Origin of the sequence: Actinomycetospora succinea (genome assembly GCF_004363095.1) — a bacterium.
Taxonomy (GTDB): Bacteria; Actinomycetota; Actinomycetes; order Mycobacteriales; family Pseudonocardiaceae; genus Actinomycetospora; species Actinomycetospora succinea.
This window is the reverse complement of record NZ_SNYO01000018.1, coordinates 1-3,062: the sequence shown is the minus strand read 5'-3', so window position 1 is coordinate 3,062 and position 3,062 is coordinate 1. Positions and strand designations below refer to the sequence as shown.

Below are 3,062 nucleotides of genomic sequence, written 5' to 3'. Positions count from 1 at the left end.
GATACTGCCGTGTCGGTGCGGGTGTTCGTGGTGTTAGTCGAAGGCGTTGGGACGCGTCGGCGTAGAGGGTGAGACCCCCGTAGACGAAAACACTGCGAGCATGCGTTGTGGCGTGCCCGAGTAGCAGCGAGCCCGTGTAATTCGCTGTGAATCTGCCGGGACCACCCGGTAAGCCTAAATACTCCCTGATGACCGATAGCGGACAAGTACCGTGAGGGAAAGGTGAAAAGTACCCCGGGAGGGGAGTGAAATAGTACCTGAAACCGTGTGCCTACAAGCCGTCAGAGCCTTAGCTCTTGTAGCGGGGTGATGGCGTGCCTTTTGAAGAATGAGCCTGCGAGTTAGTGGTACGTGGCGAGGTTAACCCGTGTGGGGTAGCCGTAGCGAAAGCGAGTCCGAACAGGGCGATCTCGAGTCGCGTGCTCTAGACCCGAAGCGGGGTGATCTACCCATGGCCAGGGTGAAGCGCCGGTAAGACGGCGTGGAGGCCCGAACCCACCAGGGTTGAAAACCTGGGGGATGAGCTGTGGGTAGGGGTGAAAGGCCAATCAAACTCCGTGATAGCTGGTTCTCCCCGAAATGCATTTAGGTGCAGCGTCGCGTGTTACTCACCGGAGGTAGAGCACTGGTTGGCCTAGGGGGCCTACAAGCTTACTGAAGTCAGCCAAACTCCGAATGCCGGTGAGCTCGAGCGCGGCAGTGAGACGGCGGGCGATAAGGTTCGTCGTCGAGAGGGAAACAGCCCAGATCGCCGGCTAAGGCCCCTAAGCGTGCGCTAAGTGGGAAAGGATGTGGGATCGCCCAGACAACCAGGAGGTTGGCTTAGAAGCAGCCATCCTTGAAAGAGTGCGTAATAGCTCACTGGTCAAGTGGTCCTGCGCCGACAATGTAGCGGGGCTCAAGCGCACCGCCGAAGCCGCGGCAACACCACGGACACTGTCTTCAACTTTGGTTGTTGGCTGGTGGTGGTGTTGGGTAGGGGAGCGTCATGCGGGCGGTGAAGCGGCGGAGTGATCCAGCCGTGGAGCCCGTGTGAGTGAGAATGCAGGCATGAGTAGCGATAGCAGAGTGAGAAACTCTGCCGCCGGATGACCAAGGGTTCCTGGGCCAGGTTTTTCCGCCCAGGGTGAGCCGGGACCTAAGGCGAGGCCGACAGGCGTAGTCGATGGACAACGGGTTGATATTCCCGTGCTCGTGTAGGCGCGTCCCTGGCGAATCCAGGTGTGCTAACCGCCCGAACCACCCCAGTCTCCTTCGGGAGCTGGTGGTGGGGAGCGCGGGACCCCGCCTGGTAGTAGCCAAGCGATGGGGTGACGCAGGAGGGCAGCTCCGCCAGCTAGTGGTAGTGCTGGTGCAAGCGTGTAGGCCGGTCCGTAGGCAAATCCGCGGGCCATCGAGGCTGAGACGTGACGCATAGCCGTTTGAGGCGAAGCAGAGTGATCCCATGCTGCCGAGAAAAGCCTCTAGCGAGTTCCTACGCGACCCGTACCCCAAACCAACACAGGTGGTCAGGTAGAGAATACCGAGGCGTTCGAGCGAACTGTGGTCAAGGAATTCGGCAAAATGCCCCCGTAACTTCGGGAGAAGGGGGGCCCTGTCCCGTGAAACCCCTTGCGGGTTAGCGGGGTGGGGCCGCAGAGACCAGGGGGAAGCGACTGTTTACTAAAAACACAGGTCCGTGCGAAGTCGCAAGACGATGTATACGGACTGACGCCTGCCCGGTGCTGGAACGTTAAGGGGACCGGTTAACCGCAAGGTGAAGCTGAGAACTTAAGCGCCAGTAAACGGCGGTGGTAACTATAACCATCCTAAGGTAGCGAAATTCCTTGTCGGGTAAGTTCCGACCTGCACGAATGGCGTAACGACTTCCCCGCTGTCTCGACCACAGACTCGGCGAAATTGCACTACGAGTAAAGATGCTCGTTACGCGCGGCAGGACGGAAAGACCCCGGGACCTTCACTACAGCTTGGTATTGGTGCTCGGTTCGGCTTGTGTAGGATAGGTGGGAGACTGGGAAGCGGCCACGCCAGTGGTCGTGGAGTCAACGTTGAAATACCACTCTGGTCGAATTGGGCATCTAACCTCGGACCATGATCTGGTTCAGGGACAGTGCCTGGTGGGTAGTTTAACTGGGGCGGTTGCCTCCCAAAGGGTAACGGAGGCGCCCAAAGGTTCCCTCAGCCTGGTCGGCAACCAGGTGTCGAGTGCAAGTGCACAAGGGAGCTTGACTGTGAGACCGACGGGTCGAGCAGGGACGAAAGTCGGGACTAGTGATCCGGCACCACCAGGTGGATGGGGTGTCGCTCAACGGATAAAAGGTACCCCGGGGATAACAGGCTGATCTTGCCCAAGAGTCCATATCGACGGCATGGTTTGGCACCTCGATGTCGGCTCGTCGCATCCTGGGGCTGGAGTAGGTCCCAAGGGTTGGGCTGTTCGCCCATTAAAGCGGTACGCGAGCTGGGTTTAGAACGTCGTGAGACAGTTCGGTCCCTATCCGCCGCGCGCGCAGGAGACTTGAGGAAGGCTGTCCCTAGTACGAGAGGACCGGGACGGACGAACCTCTGGTGTGCCAGTTGTCCCGCCAGGGGCACGGCTGGTTGGCTACGTTCGGAAAGGATAACCGCTGAAGGCATCTAAGCGGGAAGCCTGTTCCAAGATGAGGTCTCCCACCCTTCGAGGGTTAAGGCCCCCACCAGACCAGTGGGTTGATAGGCCAGACATGTAAGCGCCGCAAGGCGTTCAGTGGACTGGTACTAATAGGCCGAGGACTTGCCCACACACACGTCAAGCAACCACGACGTGCCAGTAACACCGGCAAGCAAATGCGTAACGAACACAAGAGTTCGCGTCCACTGTGCATATCCCAACGACCACACACCCCACCCCACGGGGCCTTCCAGGCTTGTGGGGGTGGTGGGGTGTTCCGGTGGTCACAGCGGAGGGGAAACGCCCGGACCCATCCCGAACCCGGAAGCTAAGCCCTCCAGCGCCGATGGTACTGCGACCGACAGGTCGTGGGAGAGTAGGACACCGCCGGAACACCCGACCACCCCCACAC

Annotated in this window: 2 rRNA genes (1 of these 2 running past the window's edge); both read left to right on the top strand. The window is 59.8% G+C overall.

What is annotated here, in order from left to right:
- A 23S ribosomal RNA gene (locus EV188_RS31255) occupies positions 1-2,781 on the top strand; it begins 434 nt to the left of the window's first position.
- Between the two features lie 145 nt (positions 2,782-2,926).
- Positions 2,927-3,043: ribosomal RNA gene (gene rrf, locus EV188_RS31250) — 5S ribosomal RNA — on the top strand.
- Positions 3,044-3,062: the final 19 nt, after the last annotated feature.